An 18,112-nucleotide genomic window follows, 5' to 3' on the forward strand; every position below is an offset into this window, starting at 1 on the left:
GCGCAACGCCGGCTCACGCCGCGTTGTGCTGTTTGTTTTGGGCGGCCGCTTTCACCACCTGCACCGCGCGGCTAGATCGCTGCGCGCCTGACGCGGATTATGTCGCGCCCGCGCCCTGCACGATCAGGTCGCGATAGCCGTGCACGATCACGCTGTACGAGAAGTACGCGAACAGTAGCGCCGAAAGTACATGGCAGGCGCGCAGCAGGCCGGTGCCGGCGCGTTTGCGGCCATGACTAGCCAGTCCGCAAAGAAACAAGGTCCAGCCGAGGCCGCCGGCGAAAAAGCCCAGCAGAAAGAGCGAGGCCGCGCCGGCGCTCGTCGCCCCCGACTTTGCGATGAGCGCGCCGCCGACAGCGGCAAACCAGAGAATTGCACTCGGCGACGAGAGCGCGAGCAGCACGCCGCGCCCGAAGCTGCGCCATGGATTGGGCAGCGGTGCAGCGTTGTCGGCTTCGCCTTCCACGGGCGGCGCCGATGCCGGATTGAGCGCTTCTCGTGCCATCTTCCACGTGAGCATGAGCAGCAGGGCGGAGCCGCCGATCCACACGATCCAGCGCACGGCCGAAAACTGCAGCAGCGCGGCCATGCCCGCAAGTGCGAGCGCGGCATAGATGAGGTCGCCGAAACACGAGCCGAGCCCCAGCCAGAAGCCCGAGCGGAAGCCGTGCGTGAGCGTGAGCGAGATGATGGCGACGTTGACGAGACCGATGTCGAGGCAAAGCGAAAGCGACAGAAAAAAGCCGTCGGAAAGCAGGGAAACGTGAGACATGAAAACGATTTCTTGTTGGTATGGGACTGCGCCGCGTGCGCCCGCATGGGAGGAAGCGGGCGTCGCGGCTCAAACGTGCTTCAAACGCCGATGCACAGATACTTCAGTTCGACATATTCGTCGATGCCGTACTTCGAACCCTCGCGCCCGAGACCTGATTGCTTCACGCCGCCAAACGGCGCGACCTCGTTCGAAATGAGTCCGGTGTTGACCCCGACCATGCCGTACTCGAGCGCTTCCGCCACGCGCCAGACGCGGCCGATGTCGCGGCTATAGAAGTAGGACGCGAGGCCGAAGTCGGTGTCGTTGGCGAGGCCGATGACTTCGGCTTCGTCGCTGAAGCGGAACACCGCCGCGACCGGGCCGAAGGTTTCCTCGCGCGCGATCAGCATATCGCGCGTAACGTCGGCGAGCACGGTGGGCTCGACGTAGCGCCCCGAGCTGACCTTGCCGCCCGCCACGAGCCTTGCACCCTGGGCCGTTGCATCGCTGATATGCTGCGCGACCTTGGCGACAGCCGCGTCGTCGATCAGCGGCCCCTGGTTCACGCCATCCTCGAAGCCGTTGCCCACCTTGATCTTGCGCGAGGCAGCGGCGAGTTTCTCGACGAAAGCGTCGTACACCTTATCGTGCACATAGAAGCGGTTCGTGCAGACGCAGGTTTGGCCCGCGTTGCGGTACTTCGAGATCATCGCGCCTTCCACTGCGGCGTCGAGATCGGCGTCGTCGAACACGATGAAGGGGGCGTGGCCACCCAGTTCGAGGGCGATTTTCTTGACGGTCGGCGCGCACTGCTCCATGAGGATGCGCCCGACCGGCGTCGATCCGGTGAACGAGAGATGGCGCACGATATCGCTTTCGCACAGCGCTTTGCCGATCTCGATGGAGTTCGCCGAGTCGGCAGTGACCACGTTGAACACTCCCTTGGGCACGCCCGCGCGCTGGGCCAGTTCGGCGAGCGCGAGCGCGGAAAGCGGCGTTTGCTCGGCGGGCTTCACGACGATCGTGCAGCCCGCGGCGATGGCTGGCGCGACCTTGCGCGTGATCATCGCGATCGGGAAATTCCATGGGGTGATCGAGGCGCATACGCCGATAGGCTGCTTGAGCACGACGAGCTTGCGGTCGCTCGCGGGGCTCGCGAGCACATCGCCGTTCACACGCTTGGCCTCTTCGGCAAACCACTCCAGGAACGACGCGCCGTATATCACTTCGCCGCGCGCTTCCGCGAGCGGCTTGCCTTGTTCGGCGGTCATGATCGCGGCGAGGTCGTCGGCATGTTCGATCACGAGGTCGAACCAGCGCCGCAGCACGGCGGCGCGTTCCTTACCCGTCTTCGCGCGCCACGCCGGCAGCGCGGCATTCGCGGCCCCGATGGCGCGATGCGCCTCATCGGCGCCGAAGTCGGGCACGCTCGCGATCTCCGTGTTGTCGGCGGGGTCGAGCACGGCGAACGTGGCCGCACCGCCGCTCCATTCGCCGTCGATGTACGCGCGGGTCTTGAAGAGGGCGGGATCGTTCAGTTGCGTCAGGCGCTCCGATGCGGGCAAGCTCATCTTCGAGTCTCCTCAGGTTCAGTGGCGCCGCGGCTCATGCCATGCACGAGGCGTGACGCGGTAAGCGCGGCGTCGCGAAAAGGCGTCGCGGATGAATCGGCCGGCGTGGCGCCGAAGGCACCACGCCGGGTCGCGAGGCGCGGCGCGCTAGCTGCGGCTAAGGCCGAGTTCGTCGTAGAGACGGTCGACGCGCGTCTTCACGGCCGCGTCCATCTCGATCGCGCGGCCCCATTCCCGATCCGTTTCTCCGGGCCACTTGTTGGTCGCGTCGAGCCCCATCTTCGAGCCGAGACCGGCCACCGGCGAAGCGAAGTCGAGATAGTCGATCGGCGTGTTCTCGACGAGCACCGTGTCGCGCGCCGGATCGATACGCGTGGTGATCGCCCAGATCACCTCCTTCCAGTCGCGAATGTCGACATCATCGTCGACCACGACGATGAACTTTGTATACATGAACTGCCGCAGGAAGCTCCACACCCCGAACATCACGCGTTTTGCATGCCCGGGGTAGCTTTTCTTCATCTGCACGATCGCCATGCGGTAGCTGCACCCCTCGGGCGGCAGATAGAAGTCGGTGATCTCGGGAAACTGCTTCTGCAAGAGCGGCACGAACACTTCGTTGAGCGCCACGCCGAGCACCGCCGGCTCGTCCGGCGGTTTGCCCGTGTACGTCGAATGGTAGATCGCATCGCGGCGCATGGTGATGCGCTCGACCGTGAAGACGGGGAACCACTCCTGTTCGTTGTAGTAGCCCGTGTGGTCGCCGTAGGGGCCTTCGAGCGCGTGCTCGTACGCGGCGCTCGCGCCTTTGGCGGGACGTGGCGGCGCGCCGGCGGGTGCGGGGCCGGGCTGGGCCGCCTGCGGGTAGATGAAGCCCTCGAGCACGATCTCGGCGCGCGCGGGCACCTGGAGGGTGTCGACGCCGGGCGTCAGGCACTTCGCGAGCTCGGTGCGGGCGCCTCGCAACAGGCCCGCGAACTGGTATTCGGAGAGCGTGTCGGGCACCGGCGTCACGGCGCCGAGGATCGTCGCGGGGTCGGCGCCGAGCACGACCGCCACGGGATACGGCTTGCCGGGGTTCTTCAGCGCGAACTCGCGGAAGTCGAGCGCGCCGCCTCGATGCGCGAGCCAGCGCATGATGAGCTTGTTGCGGCCAATGAGCTGCTGGCGGTAGATGCCGAGATTCTGGCGCGTCTTGTTGGGACCGCGCGTGACGGTCAGGCCCCACGTGACGAGCGGGCCGGCGTCGCCAGGCCAGCAGGTCTGGATCGGCAGCTTCGCGAGATCGACGTCGTCGCCTTCCCAGACAATCTCCTGGCAGGGCGGCGCGCTCACGGTCTTCGGCGCCATGTCCCAGACGGCCTTGGCGAGCGTGAGGAGCTTGCCTGCGTCCTTCAGTCCGCGCGGCGGCTCGGGCTCCTTGAGCGCCGAGAGCAGCCGTCCCACGTCGCGTAGCGACTCGAGCGCGGCACCGTCGCCGCCGCTTTCCGGCGCGTCGATGCCCATGCCGAGCGCCACGCGCCGGGGCGTGCCGAACAGATTGCCGAGCACCGGGAATGCGTGCGTTGAACGGTTCTCAAAGAGTAGGGCCGGGCCACCGGCGCGCAGGACGCGGTCGCACAGCTCGGTCATTTCCAGTACCGGAGAGACAGCTTGTGGGACGCGGCGCAATTCGCCGAGCGTCTCCAGGCGACCAACGAAGTCGCGCAGGTCTTTGTATTTCATTGGGGGCCAGTCTTGGACAACTCAGTGGGCAACTCGCTGAGCAACCCGGCAGGCCGGCTCGCGCGGCCAGACGGGGGCCGGATTGGACAACTGCGCGGCGGTTGCAGGGCGGCTGCAGTTCGCGGCCGGTGCTTGAAGCCGGACGAAACGCGGCGTAACGATTGTCGATTTTACCTGTGTTGGCTGACGCACGCTGCTAGCTAATCCGCATAACAAGCCGCAGACCCCCTTGGCACGCGGTTTCCGACCGACTGAACGATGTTCATCATTACAATTAGTTATAGATTTGACATTCTATAGTATTGACGATCTATAACAGGCTGCTAGAATCCGTCCACACTGGTTGCAGGGTTTGAAATTTTTAACCACCTTCCCGGCCCTTCAGACGCAACGCGTCGCCGTTTTGCCGAACCCCTGCACGGCTTGCATACGGTCTTGATTGGTTGTCCTCGTCAGCGCCCCTTCGCGCTGGCTTTTCGCGTGAGAACTCCCGGCGCGCGCACACTGCGTGCCTGGTTGTCCAGGAGGAGTTCCACCCACGGCGTACTTGCCGTTTTCCCGACACCGCTGCCGCACCAGCCAGGGCGCGCGGTGTCTTGATCCTGCAATTGGCCGTCTGCCTCGTGCCGACCCCGCTGCCGGATCATGCAACATGGGGAGATCTGTAGATGAATACCTGGTTATCGTGGTGGCGCGCCGACGAGCGTGTAGCGCTTGGCCTGCGTGCGCTGCTGCGTCGTGGCACGCGCCTCAGCCATCACTTGTTCAGCATCGTTGGTGGCTGTGCCGTTGTGCTCGCGGTTGCCGTCTGGCTGCTGCCCACGTGGCGCGGCACGCTGGCCGCTCGCGTGATGCCCTTCGTCTCTGCAGCAGTGCAGGCCGGCCCGGCACGTCTGCTGCAAGGCAACCCGCTGCCCTCGTTCGCGCCCCCTGGTGTCGCGACCAACGACGACAACGCCGACGGCGCGATGCTGCCCACGGCGCTCGCGCCTGATGCCAATGCGACCGGCCCTGTCGGCGCCACGGGCATTTCGCTCGCGGGCTCCAACGGCACGGTCGCGAAGGTTGCGACCTCGGTGTCGAACGGCGGGATCGCCACACTCGACGCCGTGACGCTCAACGGCCTCGATCCGCGCGCGCTGCCCACCAGCGTCGGCTCGCTGGCGCGCATGATTCCGCCCCAGCGCATCACACCCGACGCACGCGACGACCGCGTGCTCGTCTCGGCGCGCGAGCAGGCGCTCGTTGCTACCTATCTGGCGCGCCGCTACCGTGTGGCGCAGGAGCCGGTTGGCGAACTCGTGAAAGCGGCGTTCGACACCGGTCGTGAAGTGGGGCTCGATCCGCTGCTGCTGCTCGCCGTGATGGCGATCGAATCGGGCTTCAACCCTTACGCCGAAAGCGGTGTGGGCGCGCAGGGCCTCATGCAGGTCATGTCGAAGGTGCATTCGGACAAGTTCCAGTACTTCGGCGGCCAGCGCGCGGCACTCGATCCGCTCGCGAACATCAAGGTCGGTGCGCTGGTGCTCAAGGATTGCATCGCGCGCGGCGGTTCGCTGCCGGGCGGCCTGCGCCTCTACGTCGGTTCGAGTACGCCCGACGACGGTGGCTACGGTGCCAAGGTGATGGCCGAGCGCGGGCGTCTGCGCGACGTCGCCCGCGGCCGCAACGTGCCGATCAATGCGCCGCAGGCGCCCGTCACCAGCACGGCTAGCGCGCCTGCGCCGCAGAAAGTGGCGAGCATCAACGGCGAGAAGCGTGTGCACGTGACGCTCGACAGCGCCCATGCGATCGTCGAGAAGTCGTCGGCGAACAGCGGTTCCGATCAGGACGACGCCAGCACGAGCACGACGGCCCAGAAGCACGGTTCGCCGGAACTGGGCGCTTGAGTATCTAGCTGAAAGATCGGACGCAACGAAAAAGGCACCCTCGGGTGCCTTTTTTCTATTGCGCGACCCGTACGGATCAGCGGCCGAAGAACGTATGCAACCTGTCGACCGCTTCTTCCAGGCGCTCGTACGCCGTGGCATACGAGAGCCGCACGTACTGGCGCGGCGCGGCGACGCCAAAGTCCATGCCGGGCACCATGACCGTGCCCGCGTCGTGCAGCATCGCGCGGGTGAGCGCGTCGCTGTCGCCGGCGGCGCGGTGCGTGACATTCGAGCAGTCGGCGTAGACGTAGAACGCGCCGTCGGGCATCACGGGCACCGTGAAGCCGAGCGACTCGAGCGCCGGTGCGATGAAGTCGCGGCGGCGCTTGAATTCCAGCCGGCGTGCTTCGTAGATCTTGAGCGTGTCCGGCTCGAAGCAGGCGAGCGCAGCATGCTGCGCGAGCGCCGACGCGCAGATGAACAGGTTCTGCGCGAGCTTCTCGAACGCACCGGTGAGCGAGGGGGGCACCACGAGCCAGCCCAGTCGCCAGCCAGTCATGTTGAAGTACTTCGAGAAGCTGTTGACGGTCACCACGTCGTCGCCGAACGAAAGAGCGGAGACGGGCGGCGCGTCGTACGACAGTCCCTGATAGATCTCGTCGACGATCGTGAAGCCGCCGCGCGCGCGTACGGTTTGCACGATGCGCTTGAGTTCGGCGGGCTCGATCGACGTGCCGGTAGGGTTCGACGGCGAGGCGAGCAGCACGCCGCGCGTGCGCGGCGACCACAGGCGCTCGACATCGGCGGCGGTGAGCTGGTAGCGCGCTTGCGGGCCGCTCGGCACGAGCACCGGCTTGCCTTCCGCGGCGGCCACGAAGTGCCGGTTGCACGGATAGCAGGGGTCGGGCATCAGCACTTCGTCGTCGCGGTCGACGAGCGCCGTGCACGCGAGCAAGAGCGCCGCCGAGGCGCCCGCCGTCACAACGATGCGCGCGGGGTCGACAGTCAGGCCGTACGCGTGCTGATAGTGCGCGGCGATCGCCTCGCGCAGCGCGTGGATACCGAGTGCGCTCGTGTATTGGGTGACGCCGCGGCGCAGTGCGGCGGCGGCGGCCTCGACGACGGGCTCGGGCGCCGTGAAGTCCGGCTCGCCGATACCCATGTGGATGATGTCGCGTCCAGCGCGCTCGAGCTTCGCGGCTTCCTTCGCCAGTTCCATGACGTAGAAAGGCTGGATCTCGTCGACGCGCGCGGCTAGCCGCAGCAGCGGTTCGGCAACGGTGTTCATGCGGGTATTTCCAGTACTGACAGATCACGCGCGCGGCGCGCGGGGCAGGGCGCTCAGGCGCACCCGCTTGCCCCGGCGGCTCGCGTTCTTATGACTTGCGGGCGTTTTGCGCTTCGGTGGCGCGCAGTTGCGCCGCGAGCTTGTCGAGCACGCCGTTCACGTACTTGTAGCCGTCCGAGCCGCCAAAGGTCTTCGTGAGCTCGACTGCCTCGTTGATCACGACGCGGTACGGAATGTCGACGTGATGCTTGAACTCATAGGTCGCGACGAGCAGCACCGCGCGTTCGACGGGCGAAAGCTGCTCGATCGGACGGTCGAGGCACGGCGTGATGGAGGCGGACAGTTCGTCCGACTCGCGGATGACGCCGTTCAGGATCGCATCCAGATGCTCGTGATCGGCCTTGTCGTAGCCCTGCGAACCGCGCAGCTGCGCGTCGATCTCGCCGGCGGGCACACCCGACAGCAGCCACTGATACAACCCCTGCGTGGCCAGTTCGCGGGAGCGGCGGCGCGCGCTCTTCATTGCTGTTCCTCTTCGTCTTCCTCGTCTTCTTCGTCGTCGTCGCCGCCGTCGAGCTGCTCCAACGCCACCGTCAGGTTCGCCATTTCCACGGCGACACGCGCGGCGTCACGGCCCTTTTCGGTCATGCGGGCCACGGCCTGCTCGTCGTTCTCGGTGGTGAGCACGGCGTTCGCGATAGGCACGTTGAAGTCGAGCGAGACGCGCGAGATGCCCGAGCCGCTTTCGTTCGAGACGAGCTCGAAGTGGTACGTCTCGCCGCGCACGACCGCGCCGAGCGCGATCAGGGCGTCGAACTGGCCGCTTTCGGCGAGCTTTTGCAGCGCGAGCGGGATTTCGAGTGCGCCCGGCACGGTGACGAGCAGCACGTCTTCGCCCGTTACGCCAAGGCGTTCGAGTTCTTCGATGCAGGCGTCGGCGAGGCCATTGCAGACGGGTTCGTTAAAGCGCGACTGGACGATGCCGATGCGCAGTCCGTCGCCGTCGAGGTTCGGTTGGTATTGTCCGATTTCCATGTGGTGTCCGTAAGTTCGGTTGAGCGTGGTGACGCGTGAAAAGAGCGCGATGCGACTTCAGGCGCGCGACGAGGCAGGGTCAGCGGCATCCGGCGGGCAGGGCGCTTCTGCGTTGCCGCCGGGCATCGGCACGAAGCCGGTGACTTCGAGGCCGTAGCCCGACATGCTGCCGAGGCGCCGCGGCTTCGAGAGTACCTGCATGCGGCCCACGCCGAGTTCGCGCAGGATCTGCGCGCCGATGCCGTAGGTCTTGAAGTCCACGGGCCGGCGGGCGAGCGCCTCCGCGCGCTCTTTCTGGTCGAACGCCTTGAAGACGTCGATCAGATGTTCCTTGGGTTCGCCGCAGTTGAGCATGACGATGACGCCCACGTCGCGCGAGGCGATCTCGCGCATGGCGGCGTCGAGCGTCCACGAATGCGTGGACGAGCCCGTTTCGAGCAGGTCCAGCACCGAGAGCGGCTCGTGCACGCGCACGGGCGTGTCAATGCCGGGCTGCGGCGTGCCGCGCACGAGCGCGATGTGCGGGGTGCGCGTGGGGTGATCGACGTACATGATCGCGCGGAACGGGCCATGCGCGGTATGCATGGTGCGCTCGGACACGCGCTCGACGATCGATTCGGTGCGGCTGCGATAGTGGATCAGGTCGGCGATGGTGCCGACCTTCAGACCGTGTTCCTGCGCGAACTCCATGAGGTCAGGCAGGCGCGCCATCGTCCCGTCGTCCTTGATGACCTCGCAGATCACCGAGGCAGGCGTCAACCCCGCGAGCGCCGTGAAGTCGCAGCCCGCTTCGGTGTGGCCCGCGCGCACGAGCACGCCGCCCGGCTGCGCCATGATCGGGAACACGTGGCCGGGCTGCACGATGTGCTCGGCGCGCGCGTCGTGCGCGACGGCTGCCCGGATCGTGCGGGCGCGGTCGGCGGCGGAAATGCCGGTCGTGACGCCTTCCGCGGCCTCGATGCTGACCGTGAACGCCGTGCCGTACTGTGTGCCGTTGCGGTAGGTCATGAGCGGCAGGTTGAGCAGCTTGCAGCGCTCCTGGGTGAGCGTGAGGCAGATCAGCCCGCGGCCGTACTTCGCCATGAAGTTGATGGCTTCAGGCGTGACGAACTCCGCAGCGATGACGAGGTCGCCCTCGTTTTCCCGGTCTTCTTCGTCGACGAGGATGACCATCTTGCCGGCTTTGAGCTCGGCGATGATCTCAGGGGTGGAGGCGAGCGTCATGTTGGGATTCTGGCTGGAAAGGCCACATTTTACGCCACGCGGGCGGACGCGTCGCCCAGAACGCGGGGCGGCGCAGCGCCTTTTGCTCGGTGGCCCTGTGTTCCGGCGCGCCGGGACGGCGGCGAGCGACTGCCGATGTTGGCCGAACGGCCGACTGGTGCGCGAATCGCGTCGATCTCACACTAGTAACGCTTGACGTTATTAACGTAACGCGTTACTATTTATGCCGATTACTTCCTTTGCCTGCCGCGACACCGCGGCGTTTTTTGCCGGGCGACGCGTCGCCCGCTTCGTTGCGATTGAAACGGTCGCTATGCGCAAGCTCCAGCAGATCCATGCGGCCGCTACGCTCGCGTTCCTGAGGGCGCCGCCGGGCAACCGGCTGGAGAGTCTCTCCGCGGAGCTGGAAGGCTGGTACAGCATCCGCGTCAATGCGCAATGGCGAATCTGCTTTCATTTCGCGGGCGGCGAGGCATCGGACGTACGCATCGTGGACTATCACTGAGGAGCAAAACCATGGCACGTGAAGTACCGCTTGCCACGCCGGGCGAGATTCTGAACGAAGAGTGGCTCAAGCCGATGGGCATCAGCCAGTACGCGCTCGCCAAGGCGATCGACGTGCCGCCGCGCCGTATCAACGAGATCGTGCTCGGCAAGCGCGCCATCACGGCGGACACGGCAGTGCGCCTCGCGGTCTATTTCGGCACCGACGCGCGCAGCTGGATGGATTTGCAGGCCCACTACGACACTGAAATCGCGAGCGAGGCGCTTGCCGAGGTGCTCGCGCGCATCACGCCGCACGCGCGCGCAGTCGGCGCCTGAGCCGGCTTGCGGCGGGAGCGCGCGAGCGCGAAGGCGTGTCGCTTCAGCGCAGGATCACGTCGTCGGCGAGCCCCTTCGTCAGTTCCAGCGCCTGGCGCTCGAACAGCCGCCGGTACAGGCCGTTTTCGCGGCGCACGAGCGCGTCGTGCGTGCCTTCCTCCGCTACGCGTCCGCGCTCGAGCACCAGCAGCCGGTCAAGCGCGCGCACGGTCGAAAGCCGGTGTGCGACGACCACGGTCGTGCGGCCCTCCATGAGCCGCTCCATGGCGTGCTGAATCAGCACTTCGCTTTCGCTGTCGAGACTCGACGTCGCCTCGTCGAAAATCAGGATCGGTGCATTCGCGAGGAACGCGCGCGCGATCGCCACGCGCTGGCGCTCGCCGCCCGAGAGCTTCACGCCGCGTTCGCCCACGAGCGTGTCGTAGCCGTGCGGCAGCGCCATGATGAAGTCGTGGGCGCTCGCAAGCTTCGCTGCGCGCTCGATTTCGGCGTGCGTGGCGCCAGGCCGTGCGTAAGCGATGTTCTCGGCAAGCGAGCGGTGGAACAGCACCGGCTCCTGCTGCACGATGGCGATCTGCGAGCGCAGCGACGCCTGCTGTACGCGCGCAATGTCCTGGCCGTCGATCGTGATGCGCCCGCCGGAAACGTCGTAAAGACGCTGGATCAGCTTGATGAGCGTGGTCTTGCCGGAGCCCGAATGACCGACCAGGCCCACGCGCTCGCCCGGCGCGATGCGCAGCGTGAGGTTATCGTAGAGCGCCCTCGCATCCGCGTGCGCGCCATAGCGGAACGTCATGTTCTCGAAGCGGATGTCACCCTGATCGACCACGATGGGCGGCGCGTCGGGCTGGTCTTCGATGCCGAGCGGCGACGCGTCGAGCGTGACGAGCTCTTCCATGTCGTTGACCGAGCGCTGCAGGTTGCGCACGTGCATGCCCACATCGCGCAGATAACCCTTGAGCAGGAAGAACAGCGTGAGCGCGAACGTAATGTCGCCAATGCTCGCGAGACCGCGTGCCCAAAGCAGCAGCGCCGCACCGAGGATAGCCGCCTGCATGCCGACGAGCAGCGCGCCCTGCACGCCGCCGTTGAGCGTGCCGCGCTGCCACGTGCGTCGCGTGCGGCTGCTCCACTTCGATACGACGCGCGCGAGCCGCGCCTCCTCGCGCGTTTCCGCGCCGAAGGCTTTCACGACGGCGTTGCACGAAATGGCGTCGGCGAGCGCGCCGCCCATTTTCGTGTCCCACTGATTCGCGAGCCGGGCCGAAGGTGCAACGTAAAAGAGCGACAGCGAGACTGTGATCGCCAGATACACCGCCGAGCCGAGGCCGACCACGAGGCCCATCACATGCCACTGCACCGCGAGCAGGATGGTCGAGCCGACCAGCATGACGAGCGACGGGAAGAGGGCAACGAGGAGCGTGTCGTTGAGCAGGTCGAGTGCCCACATGCCGCGTGTGACCTTGCGCACCGTGGAACCCGCGAAGCTGTTCGCGTGCCAGTCCGTCGAGAAGCGCTGCACGCGGTGAAATGCCTGCGTGGCGATCTCGCTCATCATGCGCAGCGTCAGCGTGATGATGTTGCGGTACGCGGCCTGCCGCATGATCGTGCCGCCGAGCCCGAGCGCCGTGAGCGCCCAGAACGCGACCACCGCCGCATGCCAGGCGGCGGCGCTGCTGGCGGCGCCGTTGTGGGTGAGGGCGTCGACGAGCTGGCCTGCGTAGTGCGGCGTGAGCACGTCTGCGAGCGCGCCGAGCAGCGAGGCGAGCGCGACGGTCGTGACGCGCGCAGGCTGGCGCGTCCAGTGCCGGAAGGTGAAGCCGAGGACCTTGCGGAACGTTTGTCCGCCCGATTCGGGTTTGTTATTTAGCTCTGTCATGGACAGCATGCTCCGGACGTGACGCCCGAAGACTCTCCTGAAGGAAGCATGAAGCGTTAAGTCGGAAAACGGGATTCGCACGCCCTGGCATACGTTGCCGGACGGCCTGACCTCGAATTCTCAGAAATACGGCGCGGCGTTTAAAAACATGCCGCGCGGGACGCGCTATGGCTGCGCTGGAAGCGGGAAGGCTGCGTGGCGGGACGCAACTTGCAACATCACCCGGACCATCGGCATGGCGGCGCTCGTTTCAATCGTTGCCATCTGTGCCTCCTTGTTCGATTCGGGTGATGGAAACGCGGCACGCCGAGCGGCGAGCGCGTAGGGAAAGGCTAGATTCTATCAGTGCCCCGGCGCGCGTGCTCGCGCGCCTGCGGGGCATGACTTGCGCTGGCTCAGCGGCTTTTAGTCTTTCGAGGCCGAATCTGCTGCCTTCTCGGCGGAGAGCATCCGCTCCACATACCGCGCAATCAGGTCGATCTCAAGATTCACCTTCGTGCCAGCCCGAAGATGCTTGAGCGTGGTCACTTCCACGGTGTGCGGGATCAGATTGATCGAGAATTCGCAGCCATCCGCGCGATCGTCGACCGAGTTGACCGTGAGGCTCACGCCGTTCACGGTGATCGAGCCCTTGTAGGCGAGATAGCGACCGATTTCCGGCGTTGCGAGAATGCGCAGCTCGTGCGACTCGCCCACGGGCGCAAAGCGCGTGACGGTGCCAAGACCGTCCACGTGACCCGAGACGATGTGGCCGCCCAGCCGGTCGTTCGCGCGCAGCGCCTTTTCGAGGTTCACTTCGCCCGTTGCCGCGAGGCCCACGGTGCGGTTCAGGCTTTCGCGCGAAACATCGACGTCGAAGCTCGTTGCCGACTTCTCGATGACGGTCATGCACGCGCCCTGGATCGCGATGCTGTCGCCGAGCTGCACGTCGTCGAGGTCGAGGCTGCCCGCGTTGACGTTCAGGCGCACGCCGGCGTCGGCCTGTGTGCCGAGCGGTTTGATCGATTCGATGCGGCCCACTGCCGCGACGATTCCGGTAAACATCGTGCTATTCCTTGTGTTCAGTGCATCAGTGAGGGTCAGGCGTCTTGCGTCGTGACGACACGCGCAAGAATGCGCAGGTCGCCGCCGAGACGATCGACGGAATGAAATGCGAGGCGCGTGCGCTCGTCGAGCGTCGCGGGCGCGGCGATGTCGATCATGCCGAGCGAGTTCGTCCCGAGCAGCGAAGGCGCCACGTACACGAGCAACTCATCCACGCAGCCTTCGCGCAGGAGCGACCCGTTGAGCTTGTAGCCGGCTTCCACGTGCAGTTCGTTCACGCCGCGCGCGGCGAGTTCCGTGAGCATGGCCGGCAGATCGACCTTGCCCTGATCGTTGCCGAGCGCAACGATTTCGGCGCCGCGCACGCGCAGCGCTTCGGCGCGTTCTTCGTTGCTCGCGTCGAGCGCCGCGCAGAACACGAGCGTCGGCGCGCCCACGAAGATTTGCGCGAGCGGCGAGGCGTCGAGCCGGCTGTCGATCAGCACGCGTTTGGGCTGACGTGGCGTGTCGACGGCGCGCACGGTCATACGCGGATCGTCTTCCTTTACCGTGCCGATACCCGTGAGGATGGCCGAGGCGCGCGCGCGCCAGGCGTGGCCGTCGGCGCGCGCGGCTTCGCCCGTGATCCATTGGCTTTCGCCCGAGGGCAGGCCCGTGCGGCCGTCGAGTGATGCGGCCACCTTCATGCGCACCCACGGGCGCTTGCGCGTCATGCGCGAAACGAAGCCGATATTCAGCTCCCGCGCCTCGTTGGCCAGCAGCCCGCAACGCACGTCGATACCCGCGTCGCGCAGGATCGAAAGGCCGCGCCCTGACACGAGCGGGTTCGGGTCTTCCATCGCCGCGATCACGCGCCCGACCTTCGCTTCGATCAACGCGTTCGCGCAGGGCGGCGTGCGGCCGAAGTGGCTGCACGGCTCGAGCGTCACATAGGCCGTCGCCCCGCGCAGGTCGTGGCCGCGCGCGCGGGCGTCCTTCATCGCCTGGATTTCGGCGTGATCCTGGCCGGCCGGCTGCGTGAAGCCCTCGCCGATCACCACGCCGTCCTTCACCAGCACGCAGCCCACGCGCGGGTTCGGGTCGGTCGTGTACAGGCCGCGCTGCGCGAGCGCGAGCGCACGCTCCATGTGGACGAAATCGGATTGCGAAAACATCGTCGGGCTTTCTCTCGGGCGGCGGTCGGGTGGGGGCCGGCGAGGCGCGCGCCGCGCCGGCTGTCGATAGCGTGAGGCCTTATTGCGTCACGTTTTCAGCCGCGGCTTGCGCGGCGAACGCACTGCGCGCCGCGGCGATCGTCTCGTCGAGGATCGCGTCGTTGTGGGCGCTCGAAACGAAGCCTGCCTCGTAGGCCGAAGGGGCGAAGTAGACGCCCGCGTCCAGCATGCGGTGGAAGAAGCGGTTGAAGCTCGCGATGTCGCTCTTCGTGACCTCGGCGAAGCTGCCCGGCACCTTGTCCGCGAAATAGAGGCCGAACATGCCGCCCACCGAATCCGCAACAAACGGCACCTTCGTTTCGCTCGCTGCAGCGGTTAGCCCCTTCACGAGCCGTTCGGTCTTCGCCGTGAGCTGCTCGTAGAAACCGGGCGCCTGGATGAGCTGCAGTGTCTTCAGACCCGCCGCGACCGCGATCGGGTTGCCCGAAAGCGTGCCCGCCTGGTACACCGTGCCGTTGGGCGCGAGGTGATCCATGATCTCGCGACGGCCGCCGAACGCTGCTGCAGGCATACCGCCGCCGATCACCTTGCCGAGGCACACCATATCCGCCTCGACGCCATACAGCGCCTGCGCACCACGCAGACCGACGCGGAAACCGCACATCACTTCGTCGAAGATCAGCACGCTGCCGTGCTTCGCCGTCAGGCTGCGCAGCGCGCCGATGAATTCGGGCGTGGCCTTCACGAGGTTCATGTTGCCCGCGACCGGCTCGACGATCACCGCGGCGATCTCGTCGCCGAACGCCTTGAACGCTTCTTCGAGCGCCGCGACGTTGTTGTATTCGAGCACTGTGGTGTGCTTCGCGATGTCCACGGGCACGCCCGCCGAAGTCGGGTTGCCGAACGTGAGGAGGCCCGAGCCCGCCTTCACGAGCAGGCTGTCGGCGTGGCCGTGGTAGCAGCCTTCGAACTTCACGATGCGATCGCGCTTCGTGAAACCGCGCGCGAGACGCAGCGCACTCATGGTCGCCTCGGTGCCGCTCGACACCATGCGCACTTGCTCCATCGACGGGACGATCTTGCAGATTTCCTCGGCGATCTCGATCTCGGCCTCGGTGGGCGCGCCAAACGAGAAGCCGTTCGCGAGCACGCGCTGCACGGCTTCGAGCACTTCCGGATGCACGTGGCCGACGATCATCGGGCCCCACGAGCCGATGTAGTCGATATAGCGCTTGCCTTCGGCGTCCCAGAAGTACGGGCCTTGCGCGCGCTCGATGAAGCGCGGTGTGCCGCCGACCGAGCGGAACGCGCGCACGGGCGAATTCACGCCGCCCGGAATGGTGCGCTGGGCGCGTGCGAAGAGGGCTTCGTTGCGGTTCGGCGTGCTGGACTGGGTGCTGGACATGAGTGCTGGACCTGCGAAAGTGGTGTGGCGCGCGGCGCTGACGAAACGGGCCGGCGTACGGACCCATGCGGCGCCGCAAGGGCGCGGGCGATGGGGCTGTTCTCTCGAAATTGTACCGGAGTCGCGCGGATCGGGCCGGAGCCCCGGGTTGGCTTGGGCATTCGCCGGGCGGCCGGATTCAGCGCTTTTGCCGCCTACGTTTGCGGATCTGGCGGCGCGAGGTGCGGCGCCACGTCGCGCGGGTCGACTTTCACGGCGGCTCGTTTGCGGGCGGGTCGAGTCGCGCCCGGTGCTGGTTCATTTTTCGCCGCCGATGCCATCTGCGCGTCGTGCCATGCCTGCATGGCCGCAAGAGCGGGCGCCGGCATCGGCCGCCGCCCGGTCAACTCCGCCCAGCGCTTTTCCAGCGCGCCTTCGGCAACCGGCTTGATGACCGTGCCGGAACTCTGTGCGTCCCAGGTCTGGATCGAAAACGGGTGGGGCCGCAAATCATTGCGCGCGATGACCACTTCCTGCCCCGCGTCGACGAGCCAGTCGTAGACGAAATCGATGCACAGCCTGTAGCCGCGCTTGTACGTGGCGTCCTGCACCTCGTAGGGCGCTCGCGTGACGTAGCCGGAAGCGAAGAGCCCGCGCGGCTCGGTGGCGACGCGGTGCAGGAACACCCGGTCGCCCGGCAGGATACCGCGCGCGAAGCCGCATCCCCAGCTGTCGGCGACGGCTTCCCCGGCGCGCACCCGGCGCGCGAAGTCGGGCAGTTCGGGCCAGGGCCACTTCTTGGGGCTCCAGATGAGCAGGAAGGCGGTCATATCGGTGACGCGGCAAGTTGAACGAAAGCGGGCAGCTTAGCGCAAAGCCGCGGCGATGCCGCATGGGGCGCGGCGAAGGGCAGCGAAGGGCGGATAAGGGGCGTCAGGTACAATTCGACGGCACTGCGCTGCCGTTTTTGTCCGCTCCCGCAGCGACGGATAAATCGGCCCATGACATCGAGACCGCGCGAGCCGCGCGCGCTCCGCCGCCATACACACCACATGTCCCATTCCCCGCGCCGCCGACCCGATGGCCGGCTGATCCTGTTGCTGGGCGCACTCGCCGCCTGTGGCCCGCTCGCCACCGACATGTATCTGCCAAGCCTGCCTGCCATCGCGCAGTCGTTCGGTGTGAGCGCCGCCGCCGCGGCCTCGACGCTCACGAGCTTCATGGCCGGCTTCTCGATCGGCATGCTGCTCTACGGCCCGGTTTCCGATGCCTATGGCCGACGCCCCGTACTCCTCGGCGGCATCGCGCTCTTCACGCTGGCCAGCATTGCCTGCTGGCTCTCGTTCTCCGTGGGCGAACTCGTGGTCGTGCGCTTTCTTCAGGCGCTCGGCGCGGGCGCGGCCTCGGTGCTTTCGCGGGCCATCGCGCGCGACGCCCATGAGCCTTCGGATGCCGCCAAGGTCCTCTCGATGGTCGCGATCGTCACGGCGATCGGGCCGCTGCTCGCGCCACTCATCGGCGGACAGTTGCTGCTGATCGGCGGCTGGCGCGTGGTGTTCGTCGTGCTCACGCTCTTCGGCCTCGCGTGCGCCGTGGCGGCCTACCTGCGCGTGCCTGAGACCTGGCCGCCGGAAAAGCGCGAAAGCGCAGCCGTGCTGCGCTCGTTCGCGGCTTATGGACGCTTGCTGCGCGATCCGCTTGTCTGGGGGCACATGCTCTGCGGCGGCATGGCGTTCGCTGCAATGTTCACCTATATCTCGGCCACGCCGTTCGTCTACATCGAGTATTTCCACGTTTCGCCGCAGCACTACGGGTTCTTCTTCGGCGCGAACGTATTCGGCATCATGCTCGGCAACTTCCTCAACACGCGCTTCATCGGGCGTCTCGGCACGCTTCGCATGGTGTCGATCGCGTCAAGCGTGAGCATCGTCGCGTCGCTCTTCGTCGCGCTCATGTGCGTAACGGGCTGGGGCGGGCTGTGGTCGATCGTGTTCGGTCTCTTCTTCGTGGTGAGCGTGGTGGGGCTGCTCGGCGCGAACTGCGCGACCGATCTCATGTACCGCTATCCGAAGAACGCGGGGGCGGCCGCGGCGGTATTCGGCGCGACGCAGCTTGCCCTCGGCGCGCTCGCAAGCGCCGTGGTCGGCTGGTTCCCGGGTATCTCACCGTTCGGCATGGGCGTGACGATCGGCGTGTGCGGCCTGTTCACGTGGGTAGGGCGCGCGCTCGTCGTGAAGTGGCACGGCACGCCGGCGCCGCATACGGTGCAAGCGGCCGCGCCGTGAGGGGAACGTCGCACGAAACGAAAATGGGACGCCGAGGCGTCCCATTTTTTTCATCGCTCGAATGAGCCGACGAATG

Annotated in this window: 16 protein-coding genes; 4 read left to right on the top strand and 12 right to left on the bottom strand. The window is 66.6% G+C overall.

Going from position 1 to position 18,112, the window contains the following annotated elements; genetic code table 11:
- Positions 1-97: 97 nt before the first annotated feature.
- The 3 genes from JMY28_RS08410 to JMY28_RS08420 form a co-directional block, all read right to left on the bottom strand.
- The gene (locus JMY28_RS08410) at positions 98-772 is read right to left on the bottom strand and encodes a LysE family translocator (RefSeq protein ID WP_201695442.1); all 675 of its coding nucleotides are present in this window, start codon (positions 770-772) and stop codon (positions 98-100) included.
- Positions 773-852: 80 nt separating this feature from the next.
- Positions 853-2,325, bottom strand: coding sequence for an NAD-dependent succinate-semialdehyde dehydrogenase (locus JMY28_RS08415; RefSeq protein WP_201695443.1), 1,473 nt, complete (start codon positions 2,323-2,325; stop codon positions 853-855).
- A 147-nt stretch (positions 2,326-2,472) separates the two neighbouring features.
- Positions 2,473-4,050 (bottom strand): UbiD family decarboxylase, encoded by a 1,578-nt coding sequence (locus tag JMY28_RS08420; RefSeq protein WP_201695444.1) that lies wholly within the window; start codon positions 4,048-4,050, stop codon positions 2,473-2,475.
- A 668-nt stretch (positions 4,051-4,718) separates the two neighbouring features.
- Here JMY28_RS08420 and JMY28_RS08425 point away from each other — a divergent pair.
- Positions 4,719-5,939, top strand: coding sequence for a transglycosylase SLT domain-containing protein (locus tag JMY28_RS08425; protein WP_201695445.1), 1,221 nt, complete (start codon positions 4,719-4,721; stop codon positions 5,937-5,939).
- A 76-nt stretch (positions 5,940-6,015) separates the two neighbouring features.
- On the opposite strand, the gene JMY28_RS08430 is transcribed toward JMY28_RS08425, so the two are convergent.
- The 4 genes from JMY28_RS08430 to ribBA form a co-directional block, all read right to left on the bottom strand.
- A complete protein-coding gene (locus JMY28_RS08430) occupies positions 6,016-7,209 on the bottom strand; it encodes a pyridoxal phosphate-dependent aminotransferase (protein WP_201695446.1) in 1,194 nt (397 codons plus the stop codon).
- A gap of 88 nt (positions 7,210-7,297) precedes the next feature.
- On the bottom strand, positions 7,298-7,732 hold the full coding sequence (nusB, locus tag JMY28_RS08435; protein WP_201695447.1) for a transcription antitermination factor NusB: 435 nt from the start codon (positions 7,730-7,732) through the stop codon (positions 7,298-7,300).
- A complete protein-coding gene (gene ribH / locus JMY28_RS08440) occupies positions 7,729-8,244 on the bottom strand; it encodes a 6,7-dimethyl-8-ribityllumazine synthase (protein WP_112171437.1) in 516 nt (171 codons plus the stop codon). Before ribH ends, nusB begins: the two co-directional genes overlap by 4 nt.
- A 57-nt stretch (positions 8,245-8,301) precedes the next feature.
- Positions 8,302-9,468 carry a bifunctional 3,4-dihydroxy-2-butanone-4-phosphate synthase/GTP cyclohydrolase II gene (ribBA, locus tag JMY28_RS08445; RefSeq protein ID WP_201695448.1) on the bottom strand — a complete coding sequence of 389 codons (1,167 nt, stop codon included), beginning with the start codon at positions 9,466-9,468 and terminating at the stop codon, positions 8,302-8,304.
- A 223-nt stretch (positions 9,469-9,691) separates the two neighbouring features.
- Here ribBA and JMY28_RS08450 point away from each other — a divergent pair, with 223 nt between their 5' ends.
- Complete coding sequence (locus JMY28_RS08450) at positions 9,692-9,973, top strand: type II toxin-antitoxin system RelE/ParE family toxin (RefSeq protein ID WP_201695449.1); 282 nt, start codon at positions 9,692-9,694, stop codon at positions 9,971-9,973.
- Positions 9,974-9,984: 11 nt separating this feature from the next.
- The gene (locus tag JMY28_RS08455; RefSeq protein ID WP_201695450.1) at positions 9,985-10,290 is read left to right on the top strand and encodes a HigA family addiction module antitoxin; all 306 of its coding nucleotides are present in this window, start codon (positions 9,985-9,987) and stop codon (positions 10,288-10,290) included.
- Between the two features lie 43 nt (positions 10,291-10,333).
- Here the strand turns inward: JMY28_RS08455 and JMY28_RS08460 are convergent, their stop codons facing one another.
- From JMY28_RS08460 to JMY28_RS08480, 5 genes are all read right to left on the bottom strand, one after another.
- Positions 10,334-12,169, bottom strand: coding sequence for an ABC transporter ATP-binding protein (locus JMY28_RS08460; RefSeq protein WP_201695451.1), 1,836 nt, complete (start codon positions 12,167-12,169; stop codon positions 10,334-10,336).
- A 405-nt stretch (positions 12,170-12,574) separates the two neighbouring features.
- Positions 12,575-13,213 carry a riboflavin synthase gene (locus JMY28_RS08465; protein ID WP_201695452.1) on the bottom strand — a complete coding sequence of 213 codons (639 nt, stop codon included), beginning with the start codon at positions 13,211-13,213 and terminating at the stop codon, positions 12,575-12,577.
- A gap of 35 nt (positions 13,214-13,248) precedes the next feature.
- Positions 13,249-14,367, bottom strand: a complete 1,119-nt coding sequence (gene ribD, locus JMY28_RS08470) for a bifunctional diaminohydroxyphosphoribosylaminopyrimidine deaminase/5-amino-6-(5-phosphoribosylamino)uracil reductase RibD (RefSeq protein WP_201695453.1) — start codon at positions 14,365-14,367, stop codon at positions 13,249-13,251.
- Positions 14,368-14,446: 79 nt separating this feature from the next.
- A complete protein-coding gene (gene hemL / locus JMY28_RS08475) occupies positions 14,447-15,772 on the bottom strand; it encodes a glutamate-1-semialdehyde 2,1-aminomutase (RefSeq protein ID WP_201695454.1) in 1,326 nt (441 codons plus the stop codon).
- A 194-nt stretch (positions 15,773-15,966) separates the two neighbouring features.
- The gene (locus JMY28_RS08480; RefSeq protein WP_236596760.1) at positions 15,967-16,581 is read right to left on the bottom strand and encodes a hypothetical protein; all 615 of its coding nucleotides are present in this window, start codon (positions 16,579-16,581) and stop codon (positions 15,967-15,969) included.
- A 222-nt stretch (positions 16,582-16,803) separates the two neighbouring features.
- On the opposite strand from JMY28_RS08480, the gene JMY28_RS08485 reads away from it, so the two are divergent.
- Positions 16,804-18,036: a Bcr/CflA family multidrug efflux MFS transporter gene (locus tag JMY28_RS08485; RefSeq protein WP_201695455.1), complete on the top strand. Its 1,233-nt coding sequence runs from the start codon at positions 16,804-16,806 to the stop codon at positions 18,034-18,036.
- The last annotated feature ends 76 nt before the right edge of the window (positions 18,037-18,112 follow it).

Source organism: Paraburkholderia hiiakae (assembly GCF_904848665.1).
GTDB classification, from domain to species: domain Bacteria; phylum Pseudomonadota; class Gammaproteobacteria; order Burkholderiales; family Burkholderiaceae; genus Paraburkholderia; species Paraburkholderia hiiakae.

Coding starts and splice junctions, on each gene's coding strand:
- JMY28_RS08410 (WP_201695442.1), bottom strand. CDS start 772: ATGTCTCACGTTTCCCTGCTTTCCGACGGCTTTTTTCTGTCGCTTTCG.
- JMY28_RS08465 (WP_201695452.1), bottom strand. CDS start 13,213: ATGTTTACCGGAATCGTCGCGGCAGTGGGCCGCATCGAATCGATCAAA.
- JMY28_RS08480 (WP_236596760.1), bottom strand. CDS start 16,581: ATGACCGCCTTCCTGCTCATCTGGAGCCCCAAGAAGTGGCCCTGGCCC.
- ribBA (WP_201695448.1), bottom strand. CDS start 9,468: ATGACGCTCGCCTCCACCCCTGAGATCATCGCCGAGCTCAAAGCCGGC.
- JMY28_RS08450 (WP_201695449.1), top strand. CDS start 9,692: ATGCCGATTACTTCCTTTGCCTGCCGCGACACCGCGGCGTTTTTTGCC.
- hemL (WP_201695454.1), bottom strand. CDS start 15,772: ATGTCCAGCACCCAGTCCAGCACGCCGAACCGCAACGAAGCCCTCTTC.
- nusB (WP_201695447.1), bottom strand. CDS start 7,732: ATGAAGAGCGCGCGCCGCCGCTCCCGCGAACTGGCCACGCAGGGGTTG.
- JMY28_RS08425 (WP_201695445.1), top strand. CDS start 4,719: ATGAATACCTGGTTATCGTGGTGGCGCGCCGACGAGCGTGTAGCGCTT.
- JMY28_RS08460 (WP_201695451.1), bottom strand. CDS start 12,169: ATGACAGAGCTAAATAACAAACCCGAATCGGGCGGACAAACGTTCCGC.
- JMY28_RS08485 (WP_201695455.1), top strand. CDS start 16,804: ATGTCCCATTCCCCGCGCCGCCGACCCGATGGCCGGCTGATCCTGTTG.
- JMY28_RS08420 (WP_201695444.1), bottom strand. CDS start 4,050: ATGAAATACAAAGACCTGCGCGACTTCGTTGGTCGCCTGGAGACGCTC.
- JMY28_RS08455 (WP_201695450.1), top strand. CDS start 9,985: ATGGCACGTGAAGTACCGCTTGCCACGCCGGGCGAGATTCTGAACGAA.
- ribD (WP_201695453.1), bottom strand. CDS start 14,367: ATGTTTTCGCAATCCGATTTCGTCCACATGGAGCGTGCGCTCGCGCTC.
- JMY28_RS08415 (WP_201695443.1), bottom strand. CDS start 2,325: ATGAGCTTGCCCGCATCGGAGCGCCTGACGCAACTGAACGATCCCGCC.
- JMY28_RS08430 (WP_201695446.1), bottom strand. CDS start 7,209: ATGAACACCGTTGCCGAACCGCTGCTGCGGCTAGCCGCGCGCGTCGAC.
- ribH (WP_112171437.1), bottom strand. CDS start 8,244: ATGGAAATCGGACAATACCAACCGAACCTCGACGGCGACGGACTGCGC.